Origin of the sequence: Aquimarina mytili (assembly GCF_016735115.1) — a bacterium.
Taxonomy (GTDB): domain Bacteria; phylum Bacteroidota; class Bacteroidia; order Flavobacteriales; family Flavobacteriaceae; genus Aquimarina; species Aquimarina mytili.
The window spans coordinates 183,806-200,437 of record NZ_JAERQJ010000008.1 but is presented as its reverse complement, the minus strand read 5'-3'; the positions used below and the strand labels follow the sequence as shown (position 1 = coordinate 200,437).

General features: G+C 33.6%; 14 protein-coding genes. 10 read left to right on the top strand and 4 right to left on the bottom strand.

Annotated elements, in window-relative coordinates; all coding sequences use genetic code 11:
* Positions 1-33: 33 nt before the first annotated feature.
* Positions 34-2,886, bottom strand: coding sequence for a VPS10 domain-containing protein (locus JJQ60_RS17945; RefSeq protein ID WP_201923505.1), 2,853 nt, complete (start codon positions 2,884-2,886; stop codon positions 34-36).
* 173 nt (positions 2,887-3,059) lie between these two features.
* Between JJQ60_RS17945 and JJQ60_RS17940 the strand changes: the two genes are divergently transcribed.
* The 8 genes from JJQ60_RS17940 to JJQ60_RS17905 all read left to right on the top strand — a co-directional run bounded on the left by JJQ60_RS17940 (position 3,060) and on the right by JJQ60_RS17905 (position 11,290).
* Complete coding sequence (locus tag JJQ60_RS17940) at positions 3,060-4,352, top strand: aminopeptidase P family protein (RefSeq protein WP_201923504.1); 1,293 nt, start codon at positions 3,060-3,062, stop codon at positions 4,350-4,352.
* A 5-nt stretch (positions 4,353-4,357) separates the two neighbouring features.
* Positions 4,358-6,088 carry a helix-turn-helix domain-containing protein gene (locus JJQ60_RS17935; protein ID WP_201923503.1) on the top strand — a complete coding sequence of 577 codons (1,731 nt, stop codon included), beginning with the start codon at positions 4,358-4,360 and terminating at the stop codon, positions 6,086-6,088.
* Between the two features lie 104 nt (positions 6,089-6,192).
* On the top strand, positions 6,193-6,510 hold the full coding sequence (locus JJQ60_RS17930) for a hypothetical protein (RefSeq protein ID WP_201923501.1): 318 nt from the start codon (positions 6,193-6,195) through the stop codon (positions 6,508-6,510).
* A gap of 143 nt (positions 6,511-6,653) precedes the next feature.
* Complete coding sequence (locus JJQ60_RS17925; protein WP_201923499.1) at positions 6,654-7,730, top strand: leucine-rich repeat protein; 1,077 nt, start codon at positions 6,654-6,656, stop codon at positions 7,728-7,730.
* A gap of 61 nt (positions 7,731-7,791) precedes the next feature.
* Complete coding sequence (locus JJQ60_RS17920) at positions 7,792-8,943, top strand: hypothetical protein (RefSeq protein ID WP_201923498.1); 1,152 nt, start codon at positions 7,792-7,794, stop codon at positions 8,941-8,943.
* Between the two features lie 47 nt (positions 8,944-8,990).
* Positions 8,991-9,977 carry a hypothetical protein gene (locus JJQ60_RS17915; RefSeq protein ID WP_201923496.1) on the top strand — a complete coding sequence of 329 codons (987 nt, stop codon included), beginning with the start codon at positions 8,991-8,993 and terminating at the stop codon, positions 9,975-9,977.
* 460 nt (positions 9,978-10,437) lie between these two features.
* A complete protein-coding gene (locus JJQ60_RS17910; RefSeq protein WP_201923494.1) occupies positions 10,438-10,653 on the top strand; it encodes a hypothetical protein in 216 nt (71 codons plus the stop codon).
* 253 nt (positions 10,654-10,906) lie between these two features.
* On the top strand, positions 10,907-11,290 hold the full coding sequence (locus tag JJQ60_RS17905) for a VOC family protein (RefSeq protein WP_201923492.1): 384 nt from the start codon (positions 10,907-10,909) through the stop codon (positions 11,288-11,290).
* Positions 11,291-11,308: 18 nt separating this feature from the next.
* Here JJQ60_RS17905 and JJQ60_RS17900 read toward each other — a convergent pair whose 3' ends face one another.
* Both JJQ60_RS17900 and brnQ read right to left on the bottom strand, forming a co-directional pair.
* Complete coding sequence (locus tag JJQ60_RS17900; protein WP_201923490.1) at positions 11,309-12,652, bottom strand: cytochrome-c peroxidase; 1,344 nt, start codon at positions 12,650-12,652, stop codon at positions 11,309-11,311.
* Positions 12,653-12,744: 92 nt separating this feature from the next.
* Positions 12,745-14,022: a branched-chain amino acid transport system II carrier protein gene (gene brnQ / locus JJQ60_RS17895; protein WP_201923488.1), complete on the bottom strand. Its 1,278-nt coding sequence runs from the start codon at positions 14,020-14,022 to the stop codon at positions 12,745-12,747.
* 183 nt (positions 14,023-14,205) lie between these two features.
* Here brnQ and JJQ60_RS17890 point away from each other — a divergent pair, with 183 nt between their 5' ends.
* Both JJQ60_RS17890 and JJQ60_RS17885 read left to right on the top strand, forming a co-directional pair.
* Positions 14,206-14,994 (top strand): alpha/beta fold hydrolase, encoded by a 789-nt coding sequence (locus tag JJQ60_RS17890; RefSeq protein WP_201923486.1) that lies wholly within the window; start codon positions 14,206-14,208, stop codon positions 14,992-14,994.
* 198 nt (positions 14,995-15,192) lie between these two features.
* Positions 15,193-15,462 carry a hypothetical protein gene (locus JJQ60_RS17885; protein WP_201923485.1) on the top strand — a complete coding sequence of 90 codons (270 nt, stop codon included), beginning with the start codon at positions 15,193-15,195 and terminating at the stop codon, positions 15,460-15,462.
* Here the strand turns inward: JJQ60_RS17885 and thiL are convergent, their stop codons facing one another.
* The gene (gene thiL, locus JJQ60_RS17880; RefSeq protein ID WP_201923483.1) at positions 15,463-16,509 is read right to left on the bottom strand and encodes a thiamine-phosphate kinase; all 1,047 of its coding nucleotides are present in this window, start codon (positions 16,507-16,509) and stop codon (positions 15,463-15,465) included.
* Positions 16,510-16,632 lie beyond the last annotated feature (123 nt).

Genomic DNA, 16,632 nt, shown 5'->3' with positions numbered 1-16,632 from the left:
AACCGAAATTTTCTTACAAGATAACACAGTGATTTACTCAAGTTTAAATAATACTTTATCACGTACTTCTTTGTTCGATATTTCAATATAATATTTTCCTACGGGAAGGTAGTATTTTCCATTTTTTCTTTTTGACACCTCTTCATCGTCAAATTCTTTTTCTAAACTATTTTTACCTTTTTCAGCAATGGTAAGGTCGTATTTCACATAGTTAATCCCTTTATCTGCCTGAGTCGAAAATTCCTGAAGAACTTTGCCTCCTTCTGTCATGATTTTTATCGAAAATTCACCTTGGTTTTTACTATAGAATTTTATGATCGAAGAAGGTGTATAAGGTTCAAACCATTTGCTCCAGGAGACCCCCCATGTATCTGACCACTCTACAGAGGGCATTTCAAAGACATAAAGGTCTCTGTTCATGATTTCATTATTAAGAGATTGCAATGCCGCTATATTGGTTTTGTATATGCTTCTACCATGTGTACCTAATAGTAAATCATTTGCCTCTGGTTGGATTACTATATCATGAATAGCAACATTGGGTAAGTCTTTAGAAAATACTTGCCAGGTTTTTCCCCCATCCAAAGATAAATACGCACCATTATCCGTTCCTAAATACAATACATTTTGGTTAACAGGGTCTTCTTTAATAACATTTACTGGAGACAAGGGTAGTGTATTACCGATATTTTTCCAGTTTTGGCCATAATCATCACTAACATAAACATATGGTGTAAAGTCATCCCAACGATACCCATTTAATGTAATATATACTCTTTCTTTTTTGTGTGAGGAGGCAATTATTCTTGATACCCATAAATCTTTAGGCAACATATCCGAAATTTTGGCCCAACTTCCTCCAGAGTTTTGCGTTACATAGGCTAATCCATCATCACTACCGGTGTATAGCAATCCAAACTGAAATGGTGATTCTGAAATAGTAGTTATTGTACCGTATGCTACGTTTCCTTTTTTACCACCAGTAGTGAGATCTTTTGAGATTGGTGTCCAATCGTCACCTTGGTTCATAGAACGCATTAATTTGTTTCCTCCCATATATAAGATGTCTTGATTATGAGACGAGAGAAGTATTGGTGTTTGCCAGTTAAATCGATAGGGAGATTCTCCTAATTCATGTTTTGGTTGAATATTGGTTCTCTCGTTTACTGCTCGATCTAGCCTAAAGTAATTACCAAACTGGAAACCGGTATATACAATATCACTATTTCGATTATCAATTTGTATTTGCATTCCGTCGCCCCCCATAATACTTTCCCAGGGGTAATGACCACTTTGATGCCAAGAAACGTCTTCTATACTGGTATTAGCACCTACCCATACACCATTGTCCTGCAATCCCCCATATACATTATAAGGTGTTTCATTGTCTACATTAATAGCATAAAACTGCCCCACATTAGGTTGATTGGCTTTTATCCAATGTTCTCCATCATCATATGATATATTTACTCCCCCATCATTACCATTCACCAGATGATTTGGGTTTTTTGGATTGATCCATAACGCATGATGGTCTGCATGTACATTTTTTCCATTAATGCTTGAAAATGTTTTTCCTCCATCTTTAGACTTTAAAATAGGTACTCCAGAGATGTAGATATGATTTTTATTGCTAGGACTTACTTGTATCTGTGCAAAATAATATCCATAACTATAAAAAATATCGTCCAAATATTCTGAATGCGTTTTAACCCAGGATTTTCCGCCATCATTACTTTTATATACTTCGGCTCCAATTACTGGCGTGTCAAATAACATCGAATTTGCATCTTCTAGATATTTAGTTAAGTCTTGAGGTTTTACCGTTTTTCCTCTAACCATTTGCTTTACGTTATCTGCTCTATACTTTTCTTGAAAACCATTTGTTTTGAGAAACGCATTTAGTTTTTTGTCTTCGATTTTCAAAAAATTATCTACAGACATCGTTTTAAAATCTTCTTTGGTTAGCCTACCCGTATTGCTTTTATTGTTATTTTTCTTTCGCCTAAATTGATTGTCATGCACAGCATATATTGTGTTTTCATCATAAACCGCTAAGCCAATTCGACCAACTCCTTTCCCTGTTGGAAAACCACTTCCTTCAATAGAAATTTTCTGCCAGGTATTACCACCATCTATACTTTTATATATTGCAGATCCTGTACCACTACCTTCAAAATTCCAGGCCTTTCGATCTTTGTCCCAAGCAGCGGCATACATGACATTGAAATTGCCAGGAGCATAAGCCAGGTCTATAATTCCGGTGTTAGCATTAATAAACAAGGTTTTCGTCCACGTTTTTCCCCCGTCTGTAGTTTTATATATTCCACGTTCTTCGTTTGGAGAGTATAGATGCCCCGTTACTCCAACAACAACTTCATCGGGATTATTGGGATGGATTACTATTCTACCGATATGGTGCGAATCGATTAATCCTGTATTTTCCCATGTTTTTCCATTGTCTTTTGACTTTAGAATACCGATTCCGGCATAAGAAGATCTAGAAGAATTATTTTCTCCTGTTCCTACCCAGATGGTATTGTTTTTCCAATCCACAGCAATATCACCTACATTGATTGTTTCTGCAGCGTCCAAAATAGGTACAAAGGTTGTTCCATTATTTACGGTATGCCATACCCCTCCAGAGGCATATGCAACATAAAATTCTGTAGTGTTGTTGGAGTTTACATCTACATCCACTACACGTCCACTCATTACTGATGGACCAATATTTTCAAAAGAAACATGTTGCACTAACGATGATAATGTCATCTGTTGTTTTTGTCGTAAGCCTTGTTGAATAGCTTCAGCATTTGTTGCTGGTTGTTGAGAGAAAATTAGCGTTGAAATAAGTAAGAATAGTGGTAATGAGAAGCGTATTATCATTTTTGAAGAATATTTAGTGCGCTCAAAGTATATATTGTAATGCCAACCTCAAAATTTTTAGATATTGTTTAACAATACATCTTCGGGGCTTTAGTATTTTTGCGAAATCATCATTAATGGACTTAAAAGGTCTTAAAGATCTAAATATCTTTAATTAAACAACAAATTTTGTAATGAAATATCATCAAATAGATTCTGTACTCTTTATTAAGAACCGAAAAAACTTCGCTGCTCAAATGAAGCCTAATAGCATTGCTGTATTTAATAGTAATGATATTTACCCAATTAGTGCAGACAGCACAATGCCTTTTGAACAGCATCGAGATATTTTTTATCTAAGTGGTGTCGATCAGGAAGAGAGTGTTTTACTACTATTTCCAGATGCACCCAAAAAAGAACATCGGGAAATTTTATTCTTAAAAGAAACAAGCGAATTAATTGCAATTTGGGAAGGCGAAAAACTGACCAAAGAACGTGCGTTAGAAGTATCTGGAATCAAAACAGTATACTGGCTTCAGGATTTAGAGAAGATTTTTTTCGAAATTATGACACAGTGTGATACGGTATATGTAAATACAAATGAACATTATCGATCAAATGTAGAGACCGAAACAAGAGAAGATCGTTTTACCAAATGGTGGAAAAATAAGTATCCTGCACATAGTGTGGCTAAAAGTAACCCTATTCTTCAGCGTTTACGTTCTGTAAAGGATTCAATAGAAATTGACCTAATGCAAACGGCTTGCAATATTACCGAAAAAGGATTTCGTAGACTTTTAGATTTTGTAAAACCTGGGGTTTGGGAGTATAATATTGAAGCTGAGCTATTACATGAGTTTATTAATAATAGATCCAAAGGCTTTGCGTATACGCCCATTATTGCTAGTGGAAACAATGCCAATGTATTACACTATATAGAGAATAATCAGCAGTGTAAAGCAGGAGATTTACTTCTTATGGATGTAGCTGCAGAATATGCTAATTATTCTAGTGATCTTACTCGTACAATACCAGTATCTGGAACATATACAAAACGACAACGAGAAGTATATGATGCCGTTTTGCGAGTTAAAAACGAAGCCACCAAAATGTTGGTACCAGGAACCATATGGGCAGATTATCATGTTGAGGTTGGAAAAATTATGACTTCAGAATTGATAGGATTAGGGCTTATTGATAAAGCCGATGTGCAAAAAGAAAATCCTGATTGGCCGGCATATAAAAAATACTTTATGCACGGAACCTCTCATCACATAGGCTTAGACACTCATGATTATGGAATCCTAACCGAACCTATGCAAGCCAATATGGTTTTTACAGTAGAGCCAGGAATTTATATCCCAGATGAAGGCTTTGGAATTCGTTTAGAAGATGATGTAGTGATACAAGAAAAAGGAGAACCTTTTAATTTGATGGCAAATATTCCGATCGAAGCTGAAGAAATTGAAGAGTTGATGAATAAATAACATTCTTGACTAGTTATTTATTCCGAAATTTTGAGTATCCAGTTAATACTATAGATGCCAGTATTGTAATAATTCTAATAGAAAAGATGCTAAAACCCTTTTGTTTAATCATTTGTTTTTTCCTGAATATTTATTCTGTTTGCGGGCAAGGTGGGCTAAATAAAGATCTTTCTGTATATGATCAAGTTGTTGCTTCTGCGGGAGATAGTATTGCCAAGTATAAACAATTGTTGAGTGCATCACATCGAGCAGGAGATCTGGAGACGTTCAAAAATTATGGAGAAATTATACTCCGGATTGCCGAGACCAACAACTTAAAAGATGATCAAATTTCGGCATTGGTGTATTTGGCTATTTATTATCAACAAATAGATCAGTATGAGGAGTCTTTGTCCAAGTATCTGGAAGCAGAAAAAATGAGCACCACTCTTCCTAAAAACTCTTTTTCAAGAATTCTTGTTCAGGTCAATTTGGGAAATTTATACAATCATATTGAGAATTATGAAAAGGTAAAAACATCAATGAAAAAGGTCATAGAGTTGGCCGCTTATCAGCAAAATCCTGATAGCTTTATTATTTCAGCATATAACTCTCTTGGGACTGCAAACCTTAACCAGGGCAACTATTCTGAAGCTTTAGAATATATGTATAAAGTGAAGAATCTGGCAGAAAAAATGAACAGAAATGATAAAATCATTGGAGCTTTGATTAACATTTCTGAGTGTCAACGTTATTTAGGTCAATATGATCTGGCAATCGATAATAGCCAAAAAGCATTAGATAGAATTGATGAGAAAGAATCTGTTGAATTAGAAGCTTCAGCACTTGTGATAATGGGGATTTCTCAATATCTATTAAATCAGCCTATCCAAGCACTTCCAAACTTAAAAAAGGCAAGAAATATATCCACAGATGGTAATTTTCTGAATATTAAAATGGAATCGCATCAGTATCTAGCCAAAACGTATGAAGCATTGGATAGTTTAAAAAAATCTTTAGAAGAACAAAAAATATATATAAAAACACGAGAACAATATCTTAAAACGCTTTCTAAAGCTCAGCGATTGAGAGTAGAAAACGAATCTAAAACTAAATCCGCTATTATTACTGAGCAACAAAAGTCTATCATATTTCTGAGTAGAGAAAAGCAATTATACATATTTGCTGGAGTTGTTTTGATGATATTGTTAATTGTATCCTCTATCATTTATCGGAATAAGCGGAGAAAATTGGCTGAAGAGTCCTTACAGCTACAAGGCGATAAACTGCTATTAAAAAATGAAAATGAAGCCTTGAAAGACAAATTGAATGCATTGGCTCAAAAGATTCAAAAAAAAGAAACAGGTACACTAAAACCTAAAAAATCTTCACTAAATATTGAAGAGCAACAGAAATATATGGAGCTCATCCTGAATTATATGGAAGATGAAAAACCTTTTTTAGATCATGATGTTAAACAATCTGACATTGCAGATAACTTAAAGATGAGTGTACATCTTTTATCAGAAGTATTGAACGTTTGTTTTCAAAAAAACTTCAACAACTTCATTAATCTTTATCGCGTAGATACTGCAAAAAAGTTGATGAAAAACCCAAAATATGAAAATTACAAAATCCTGTCGATTGGTTATGAAGCAGGATTTCCTAGTAAAACATCGTTTAACAGGGTGTTTAAAAACCTGGTAGGGCTTACTCCTTCAGAATTTCAAAAACAACATTTTCCTGCTATAGATTAGAAAGTAGTTTTAAGTTCCAAATCATAATTTGAGTCTTTTTCGTTTATATTTCTTTTTATTTTTCGAACTCCAAAGAGTTTGTAATTAAACTGAAATATAAAATAATGAAAACACTAAAGATATTTTTGATTCTATTTTTAATACTTGCGTTTACTTTTGCAGGGCTATCTTTTCTTACTCTAAATTTTTTTGAGAAGGGCAGTAATGCTGCGGGTGGAGATTATCTTGGAGGATTCTGGATACTTGTTATGTTTATTGGAGTCTTTTTGATTTGTATGATTGCTTCGATAAGTATTGGTTCTATAGTCTTTTTGAAACATACATCTAATTTCATTCGATTTATAGTTGCTGCATTATTTTCAATACTTACAGTTTATTTTGTTTTGGTCTTTACATTTTTACCATCTATTCGGTTTTGGTAGTATTTGAATCCGGCTACTGCTTTTTAACAATTCAATTACACGTTCCAAATTATAATCTGGTACTCTTTTCTTACCATTCTCATCTACATTTGATTTTACTGTTTACAAACAAGTATAAAAAGTAAAACTTAGATTTTTTAATTATGAACTACATATTCATCAACGTTTTTTTAATAGTTATCACTTTATTATCATTTTCTTGTAGTCCTGAGGATGGAGTTAATGGAGAAGATGGAGTTGATGGAATTGATGGTACTAGTGGTCTTCCTAACGGAATAGGATTTCTAACATTAACTGGAGACATAACTAATGAAGATGCCGTAGAAATTATAGAACAAAGCGCAGGGATAGACACGCATACTTTACTTGTGAGTGGCACGACCAATCTTACTACTCTGAATATCGCTACGATTTCTACCCTAACAACATTAGAGGTTATAAATAATGAAAAACTAGAAAATCTTAGTTTACCGAACCTGGAATCTGTTTTGGATAACGTAAGTATTGAAAATAATAACGCACTGACCACAATTAGTTTCGAAAATCTGACTATTACCAGATCACTTAGTATTCAGGAAAATACTATGCTCACTTCGGTTAGTTTTCCTAATCTTAGTGATGGTTTACAAGGAATTTCATTTTCTCAAAATGAATCACTAGAAAACATTAGCTTTCCGCTAGTAAGAGCTATCAAAAATAGACTTTTTATTGGTGAGAATACAAATCTAGAACGCCTGGAGCTCGATAATCTAGAGACCATACGTTCTATGGTGATACGAAAAAACAAAAAGCTACCTAACATTGATTTTCCTAATCTTATAACTGCCGAAGGAATCACTATTAATGATAACGACATGATTAGTAATATTGCTTTTTCAAACCTGAACAATGTTACTGGTACTACGCTATCTATCAATGAAGACGTGTTAACAACCATAAACTTTGATCAACTCAATACGTTTTCTAGGCTTGCTATCAATTCTACAGCGTTATTAACCTCTGTAAACCTTTCTGCGGCTCAAGATTTTGATCAACTAGTATTAAATAGTCCTGGCAAACTCTCTACAGCAGCAATAGATCAAGTCATAACTGCATTAGTTCATATTACACCTGCCATTACAGAAGCTACAATTTTAATTCGTGGTACGGCATCTGCACAAGCCCTGATAGATGCAGATATATTAAGAACGGGCGGAAATGTGGTAACTATAACAGAATAATAGCTTGTTATCGGTATACATTGATAATTGATTTTAAAAACAAAACCTAGACTTTTTACTTATGAAACATATATGCTATAAAATTATTCTAATAATACTAGTAATGATAACTTTTTCTTGTAGTTCTGATGGTACAGATGGCATCAACGGTATTGATGGTACAGATGGTGCAGATGGTATACGTCGTGATGAGAATGGATCAGGGATTCTAATATTATCTGGCGATATCACCAATGAAGAGGCTGCAAGGATTGTAGAAGAAAATACTGGAGAAAACACACATACGATCATCGTGCGTAATACTACAAATTTAATCACACTAAATCTCCCTAAAGTTTTAACATTAGTTAAACTACAGGTTAACGGAAATCGAAATTTACAGGTAGTTACCATGCCTAATCTCAATACTACCTTCGAAGAATTATCAATTCAGTCAAACGCGTCGTTAGAAAGTATCAACTTTCCAAATTTAGATACTACTTATGGCTCATTAACAATAGCTTCAAACGAAGCATTAACTACTATAAATTGTACCAAGCTTATTGCAGTCAATACGCTAAATGTATATGGAAATACCTCATTAGAAAATTTAAGTTTTCCTGTACTAATTGAAGCCTCGAATCGGTTGTCTATTTCAAATCAAGAGAACTTAACTACTTTAGATTTACGCTCTTTAACATCAGCTAATTCAATAACAATTGTACGCAATGAAAGGCTAACCAGTATAGCTTTTGTGAATCTAACTAGTAGTAACTCTATTGAATTTTCTGAAAATCCTATGCTAACAACCCTACAGTTTAATGCCTTAGAAAACATTGTTACTACTATTTCTATCTCTAATAATAATGTACTAAACACCATTGCGTTTCCAAATTTAGAAACAGTAAATAGCGGAAACATAACGATTAGAGAAGATTTATTAGAGACAGTAGATTTTTCTAAACTTTCGACCTTCTCTTTTTTAAGTATAGATTCTAATGTTTTACTAAGCTCAGTTAATCTTTCTTCAATTCGAGATTTTACTCAATTAGATTTAGATAGTTCTGGCAGACTTTCGACTGCAGCAATAGATGGTCTGCTAACTCGATTGGTAAATATTGTTCCTGCAATTACCGAAAAAAGAATTTCAGTAACAGGTGTAGCATCTGCACAAGCGCAAACCCATGCAGAAACGTTAAGAAATACTGGTAATACTGTAACTATTTCTGAGTAATGTCTAAACAGCAGATGAATTAAAAAATAAAATCTTAATATTCAATTATGAAATATATAGTTCTTAGAATTTTTTTAATGACATTAGCAATAACAATCTTTTCTTGCAGTGATGGTGAGGATGGTATAGGTGGCGTAGATGGTATAAATGGCATAGATGGTCTTAATGCAGGATTAGAATTTTTGGTATTTGCAGGAGATATTACCGATGATGAAGCCGCAGCAATGATTGTAGAAGATTTTGGAGGCAATACTGCTGCTATTTTAGTCATTAATACTACAAACCTAACAAAATTAGAGTTCCCAGAAACGACAAACATGGTGAGACTAAAAGTAACCAATAATGAAAAACTACAAAGCATTAGTATACCAGGTATAACTGCGATAACAGAAGAAATTAATATTGCTTCAAATACAGCTTTGACAACTGTAAATCTTGATAGTCTCACTACAGTAGGTGACTTTTATTTATCTACAAATAATGCATTAACCACCATAAATATGAATGTGCTTGATAGGGTAAAAGAATTTGGAATAGAAAATAATCCTGCATTAGAACGGATTAGTTTACCTGCCCTTACAAAAGTAACTGAAGAGTTTAAAATAGAAAATAATGACAATTTATCAGCTTTGGATATTAGTGCTTTGACTACAGGAGATGAGCTTTCTGTTAGAAATAATGAAAAACTAAGTGATATTGATCTCTCTAATGTAATTTCTATAGAAGTTATATTGATAGGTAGCCCTGTGTTGGCCAATGTAAATCTAAATAACCTAACCACATTTTCTAATTTGAGTATTAGCTCTGAGGCGACCTTAGCTTCTATACAGCTTTCTTCGATTCAAGAGTTTACAAGAATACGGCTAAGCAGACTTTCTACAGAAGATATCGATACTATATTTAGGCAATTGGTGAGTATTACCCCAGCCATTACAGAAAATCAAATTATTGTAACAGGAACAGCATCAACACAAGCGCTTACATATGCAGAGACATTAAGAACAAATGGTAATACAGTTACTATAACGGATTAAGTCTTTTGTAGGCAGAGATTTAACTATAAATTACAAAGTCAAGATATGTGTGGATAACTATAAAAGAACATATTATTTAAGAACATGAATTTGAGTTAAAAACTAATTCTTGTCACTCTGGCAAAGTAATTCTTAAATCGATACGACGATATGTACGTGTTTCCTTTTTTCTTTTTGCCAAAAAAGTTGTACCACTCATCTGTCGGGATACAGGTGAAAAAATACAAAAATCACATTGGAGTACTGATATTAGTAAAACAGTAGAAGAAATGAAAAGAAAGTTAAAAGATCCAACCCCTGGGTATTGGATCTTTTGGGATATAACTTTCTTTATTCTTTTTGCTGTTTTATTGATTTTTATTCTGAAATTAAAAACAATAAAGGCTCTTTTATGACTCAAAATAGTTAAGAAAAGAAACTCATACTACAAAAACTGGGGGTTGGAGATTAGATAATAACGATGAGTAGGGTCTATAAAATACATGCAATAGATGATAAAAATGTGATTTTAATCGGAAGGAAGAATCCAGCCAAACCAGAAAATTATACTGAAGGCTTAACTAATGAAGAACACCCAAAAGATAGTTTTACGGGTACCAAACTGAAAATACTTAAATCTGTATTTGTTACAGGAATGATTTCAAATTCTGATATGATTTTAAGTGTTTTTGGATAATTAACTATTTTAATTACTCAATATTTTACAAGATCATATTGAGTTGATTGAAACACATAATTGTTTGAATTTTATATAGTTGAGAATATCATTATAAAGAATTAACCTTACCAAATACGATAATCGTAGTGTCGATACTGAGTGTGTAAGAGTCTTTGCTCAATTAAAAAATCTTTTTTTGCCTTGTATTTTAAATATGTATAGAATATTTCTATAGAATATTTCGTTACAAACAAAAAAAGATTTTTTGATTATGCAACGAATGAAAATTACTGCCGGTCATCAGCAAGCCATGCCTTATTTAGTAGTTAAAGAAGCAGAAGATTTTATTGATTTCATTAGGAAAATCTTTAATGCGCAAGAAATGATTCGTAATTTGGATGCTGACAAAAGAATACAACATTCTGAAATTAAAATTGGCGACAGTACCATTTTGCTTGCTGAAGCCTCAAAGCACTATCCTGCACATCCAGGATCAATGTATGTGTATGTAAATGATACCGATTTAACATATTATAATGCTTTAGATGCCGGAGCTACATCCTTAATGCAGCCTATGGATGAGGATAGTGGAGCCAGAGGAGCGGGTTTTAAAGATCCTTACGGAAACACATGGTGGATTGCTACGTTAAATTAACATTTCTTACTCCGGATACTAATCACATCCAAGATCGATTTGAGATTGACTATCGTTATTTGGGAAACAAAAACCAGAACCTATAGTGTCAGGAACATACCTGCTAAGATTTGGGTCTCTTAATGCGTTTTCTATAAATACAGTAATATCTTCAATCTCTCGTTCTGTTAAATTAATGGTTCCGAATTGAGATGCTAAGTTTTCTGCAGAGACTTCTTTAGATTGTGGGATTCCATTGTTTTTATAAGTTACCACATCTTTTATAGAGGTAAATGTTCCTCCATGTCCATAAAAGCCATTATCTACAATATTATACAGCGTTGGAGTTTTAAATTTGTAATCGTCATTCGGTTTTTTAGTAAAACCTCCTCTTCCTTTTTTTACGTTTTCAAAACCCGGAGTGTCTAAAACAATGGCTAATGCAGAATTGTCAAAATCTCCCATTCCAAAAGCATGAAAAGCTTTATCATTTAATGCAGGTCCTGTGTGACACTCATAACACTTTCCATTACCAAAAAAAGCGATAGCCCCTCTTTTTTCGATTTCATTCATAGCATTCAGATTTCCGTTTAACCACTTTTGCCATGGTGCTTGGTTCGCAAGCAGCGTTCTTTCATAAGCCGCAATGGCCAGTGCGGCATTTATTTTTGAATACCTTTCGTTGGTAGGGACATCAGCAAATGCAATGTCGAACATTTCTTTATAGCCATGGGTAGTAACAAAACTTTCATCAACTAATAACCTATGTACACCCTGACCCTTTAATGCCTGAACTTCTATACCTTCAAAACCTAGAAAATTCTCTGGGATATTATCCCAGTTGGCCTCTGTGTTTTCATTAGTACCCGTACCTCCAAATTGACCATTCCAAAGCATTACATCTTGGTATGCAACATTAAGTAGCGTAGGAGAGCGTAGGGGTTGAATATCGACAGAATCTATAGGTACTGCAGTGTAGATTGATCTGCCATTTCCATTAGACCCAAAACCTACTCCACATTCTCCTATACCTTGCCTTAATCCAGAACTAAATCCTGCACTGGCTTGATGACAAGATGCACATGAATAAGTGCCTTTCATTTCTTCCATTTTAGGGTTGCTGCCTAATGCCGTTTCGTGAAGCAGTAGTTTTCCTAAGGAAACTTTTGATTGTGTTATAGGATTTTTAGGGTCTTGAGGTATTTTGGAGTAATCATCACTACCTGGTAATATAAAATACGAAAGGCCTTTACCCCTAGAGTTATCAATGAGGAGGTTTTTCAACTCTTGATCCACAATAGAGGATATTGGAACATAATTATCATCATTGGCACAAGAAAGTAAAATAACAGATATTCCTAGCAGTATAACTATTCGCCTCATTCGTTTCTATTGGTTTGGTTGTTTTTAAAAGTGTGAATGTAATAAAAAGTGGAGCAATGAAAAAGGGGAAATCACCCCAAAAAATCAGTAAATCACCTTGTTTTTACTGCTAAAACAAAATTCATAAGAACCAGAGTAATTAACGAAGGGACTAACCAGGCCAAACTATAATGACCAAAAGGAAGAATGTCAAGAATAGGAATAACAAAATTCTTTAACCCTATTGATGCCAATAAATCTGGAATACTAAATAAGATCGTTATACTAACTACAGCTTTAAAAACCAAAGGAGGGGTAAAGCTGTCTGGTAAAACATTTAAAAGAATTAAAATGATGGTTATCGGGTAAATAAGCATTAACGCAGGCACAGCAACGTTAATGATATAATGTACATCAAACTGCCCCATTGTAACACCAAGAACACAGCCAATAATAGCAGTAATAAGATATACTTTTTGAGAATCTCCGAACACACCTTTCATAAAGTCGGCAGTACCTGTTACAATACCTACTGCAGTAGTAAAACAAGCTAATCCGACCAATATGCTTAAAAATATTTTTCCAATATTACCAAGAGTTTTCAAGCTTAAACCAGATAATAATTCTGTTCGACCCACATCACCTTCAAAATCACCACTAAATAATGCTCCGTTATAAATCATTCCTGCATAAATTATAAAAAGCCCAAGCCCAGCTACAATTCCTGATTTTATGATGAGGTTGCGATTTTTTTCAAAATTGTCCTCACCTTTAAGCCTTAGTGAAATTATAATTACTCCACCCACGACAACGGCTCCGATAGCATCAAAAGTTTGGTATCCTTCTAACAACCCGCTAATGACAGGTGTTTGAAAAGTTGAAGGACCAATAATGGGTGCGTCAGTAGAAAAAACACCTATACAAATAATACTAAGCACAACAATAAAAATGATAGGGGAAAGAAATTTTCCAAGAAGTCCCAAGATCTTAGATCGATTAACTACAAAAAGTAATACTAAAGCAAAGTAAACACTACTGGTTAACCATGAACTTGTGCCAAAAAATGGTTGTATCGCCATCTCATGAGTTACAGATGCCGTTCTAGGTGATGGCAATGTGATAGAAATAATATATACTAATAAACAATAGATAAGACTAAACCCAGGAGATACTTTTTTTGCAAAATCCAGCATTGTTCCCTGCAATCTTGCATGAGCAATAATTCCTAATAAAGGTATGATCACTGCAGAAATTATAAACCCTATGGTTACCATAAGCCAAGCATCACCTGCTTTTAAACCAAGAAGAGGTGGAAGCATAAGGTTTCCTGCACCAAAAAACATAGAAAATAATGCAAATCCAGCTACGAAAGTTTCTTTATTAAATTTCACACGTTTAAATTTTAGTAATTATCTGACAATGATTTAATAATGAAATTAAGAATGCATACAAACTGATATTGTATTCGCTCTCATATCAAGAAATTTTTTAGTTACTTCATAAAAAACACGCTAAAATTTCTGGATGTTCATTTCATTTAGTTAGGTTTATGTGCCTAAAAATAGAATTTCAAAATGATATTAGCATATAAAGGGATCAAAATAAATTATAATACTTTAGGAAAAGGAACTCCCATAGTTTTTTTGCATGGATTTTTAGAGAACTCTACAATGTGGGATGAAACAATGCATCTTCTCTCAAATCAATACTATTGCATTTCTATTGATTTATTGGGCCATGGCGATACAGAATGTTTGGGATACATTCATGCTATGGAAGATATGGCTATTGCTGTAAAGGCTGTTTTGAATCATTTAGAAATCCGTAATGTTACTTTAGTAGGTCACTCCATGGGCGGATATGCGGCATTGGCTTTTGTTGATCTTTTTCCTAGTTTAGTTTTAGGGCTAGCATTGCTTAATTCAACATCTTTTCCTGATACCAAAGAGCGAAAAGAAAATCGTACCAGAGCTATAGATATAGTTAAGAAAAACCCTAATGCATATACAAGTATGGCAATAGCAAATCTATTTGCCGAAGAAAACCGTTCAAAATTCGTTAAAGAAATAGCAGGGATTAAAAATCAAGCCGCAAAAACCTCATTACAAGGAATTATTTCTGCTTTAGAAGGAATGAAAATTCGAAAAGATCGAAGCCTTATTTTAAAACATCTTAAAATTCCCAAAGTAATCTTTGCAGGTAAGCAAGATCCTGTATTGGAGTATGTTCAAAATCTTAAAGAATCTGAATTATGCAAAACCAATCTAATTGCCTTTAATGGAGGTCATATGTCCTATATAGAAAATAAGAAAGAATTTCTATCAGAGTTACAAATATTCTTGGAAACGATTTCAATAGAATAATACAATTAAAGCAAAGGTAATGTAGATGAAATACACTTTTTTGGGTCTAAAGACTCATAAAAAAGGGTTTTACTTTCAAAAATAAGTAAAAAAGACAAATTTTTCTTACAAAAACATTGCTGATTGTAAAAAAAATATTATTATTGTATTGATAATGAACATTTAACACTCGTCTATGAACTAATACCCCAGAAAAAAATGAAAAAATCTACCCCGAATACTGCCTTTTCTTTCTCAAAAATCTATTGCTCTTTATTTGGTCATGATTACCTTCTTTCAAAAAATGTGACCCATCATATAAAAGAGTATACTTGTGCACATTGTGGAGAGCAAGCGACAACAAATAGTCGCGGCCGATTAGAAGTAATGACCCCTAAATTGAAAGAAATAAATAACGCCTTGGCTTTGGTACATGCAAAAAAAGTTGAAAGAAACAAAGCTAAAACTCAATTTCAGGCTGCATCATAATTATTCCTTAATTGGATTCCAGCCTTGAGCTTGTAATTGTATTTTTTCATTTGCCCTTGTAACTAATCCTATTCCACTTTTCTTATCGGTAATATGCCCTATTACAGTTAAATTAGGATTTGCTTTAATTTTTGGATAGTCTTCTTGCTTTATTGTAAATAACAACTCATAGTCCTCACCTCCATTTAGTGCAACTGTTGTGCTATTCAATTTAAATTCTTCACACACTGAAATTACTGCCGGATCTAGAGGTATTTTTTCTTCGTATAAGTTTACTCCAACATTAGATTGGGTGCATAGATGTATTACTTCAGAAGATAACCCATCACTAATATCAATCATACTCGTTGGCTTTACGTCAAGAGCTTTAAGCAGTTCAGGAATATCTTTTCTCGCTTCAGGCTTAAGTTGTCTTTCGATAAGATACGTATATTGATCAAGATCTGGTTGCGAATTTGGGTTTACTTCAAACACTTGTTTTTCTCTTTCTAAAATTTGTAATCCCATATAAGCTGCTCCCAAATCACCAGTAACTACCAGAAGGTCGTTCTCATTTGCCCCGTTTCGGTATACGAGATCTTCTTTGTTTGCATGTCCAATCGCAGTAATACTTATAATCAACCCCGTAGTAGAAGAAGTGGTGTCACCTCCAACGACATCAATATTATAAATCTTTGCTGCAGTCTCGATACCTGCATATAATTCTTCTAGTGCTTCTAACGGAAATCTATTAGACACCGCTATAGAAACAGTGATTTGACTTGCTGTAGCATTCATGGCATATACATCAGAAAGATTTACCATAACCGCCTTATAACCCAAATGTTTTAAAGGTACATATGCGAGATCAAAATGAACTCCTTCTATTAGTAAATCTGTGGTTAACACACACTTTTTATTCTTAAAATCTAAAACTGCAGCATCGTCTCCAATTCCGAAATCAGAAGTTTTTTGCTTAATTCCAAGGTTTTTGGTTAGATGATTTATAAGTCCAAATTCTCCTAATTCAGATATAGGTGTCTTCGATGTATTTTTATCTTCAATCATGTTGCAAAGGTAATTGATCGTAATCAATTGACCTTGCTTCTGGGCAGCATTATATGTTTTATAGCTTTTGTCTATTTGGATATATGTTAGATTAATGTTAGGTTTTGTGTATAAAATCTACTT

Coding starts and splice junctions, on each gene's coding strand:
- JJQ60_RS17910 (WP_201923494.1), top strand. CDS start 10,438: ATGAGTAGGGTCTATAAAATACATGCAATAGATGATAAAAATGTGATT.
- JJQ60_RS17930 (WP_201923501.1), top strand. CDS start 6,193: ATGAAAACACTAAAGATATTTTTGATTCTATTTTTAATACTTGCGTTT.
- JJQ60_RS17940 (WP_201923504.1), top strand. CDS start 3,060: ATGAAATATCATCAAATAGATTCTGTACTCTTTATTAAGAACCGAAAA.
- JJQ60_RS17920 (WP_201923498.1), top strand. CDS start 7,792: ATGAAACATATATGCTATAAAATTATTCTAATAATACTAGTAATGATA.
- JJQ60_RS17905 (WP_201923492.1), top strand. CDS start 10,907: ATGCAACGAATGAAAATTACTGCCGGTCATCAGCAAGCCATGCCTTAT.
- JJQ60_RS17915 (WP_201923496.1), top strand. CDS start 8,991: ATGAAATATATAGTTCTTAGAATTTTTTTAATGACATTAGCAATAACA.
- JJQ60_RS17925 (WP_201923499.1), top strand. CDS start 6,654: ATGAACTACATATTCATCAACGTTTTTTTAATAGTTATCACTTTATTA.
- thiL (WP_201923483.1), bottom strand. CDS start 16,509: ATGATTGAAGATAAAAATACATCGAAGACACCTATATCTGAATTAGGA.
- JJQ60_RS17900 (WP_201923490.1), bottom strand. CDS start 12,652: ATGAGGCGAATAGTTATACTGCTAGGAATATCTGTTATTTTACTTTCT.
- JJQ60_RS17945 (WP_201923505.1), bottom strand. CDS start 2,886: ATGATAATACGCTTCTCATTACCACTATTCTTACTTATTTCAACGCTA.
- JJQ60_RS17890 (WP_201923486.1), top strand. CDS start 14,206: ATGATATTAGCATATAAAGGGATCAAAATAAATTATAATACTTTAGGA.
- JJQ60_RS17885 (WP_201923485.1), top strand. CDS start 15,193: ATGAAAAAATCTACCCCGAATACTGCCTTTTCTTTCTCAAAAATCTAT.